The organism is Bacillus sp. SIMBA_008, from assembly GCF_046535495.1.
Classification (GTDB): Bacteria; Bacillota; Bacilli; order Bacillales; family Bacillaceae; genus Bacillus; species Bacillus subtilis.
In genome coordinates this window covers 1-275 of the sequence record NZ_JAWRWL010000398.1, presented here as the reverse complement: position 1 = coordinate 275, position 275 = coordinate 1, and the positions used below count along the sequence as shown (strand labels likewise).

Below are 275 nucleotides of genomic sequence, written 5' to 3'. Positions count from 1 at the left end.
TCTCGTCCGGCGACGTGGTCCGCGAGGGCGTGGGCGCCCCCGGCCTCGCCGCGGCCGACGGCGTGAACGCGGCGACCGCCGCCATCCTGCCTCTGCTGCGGGCGGACGACGGCCCCATCGACCTCGTCGGAGTCGGCGCCGCGTTGATGCCGAGGTGGTGACCGCCGAACTGCACCTCCCATGCGGACGTGTCCGACGGGTCGCCGAAAAATGCGATGTAGTACTGGCCGAGTGAGGTCTCGGTGCTGCTGCTGTTCTCGAGCAGATACTCGTCA

At 70.2% G+C, this 275-nt stretch carries 1 protein-coding gene; it reads right to left on the bottom strand.

Features of this window, described 5'->3' with window-relative positions; translation table 11 throughout:
* Positions 1 to 265: DUF3500 domain-containing protein (locus tag SB658_RS23760; protein ID WP_410602771.1), on the bottom strand; the 265-nt coding region annotated here is incomplete at its 3' end.
* Positions 266 to 275: the final 10 nt, after the last annotated feature.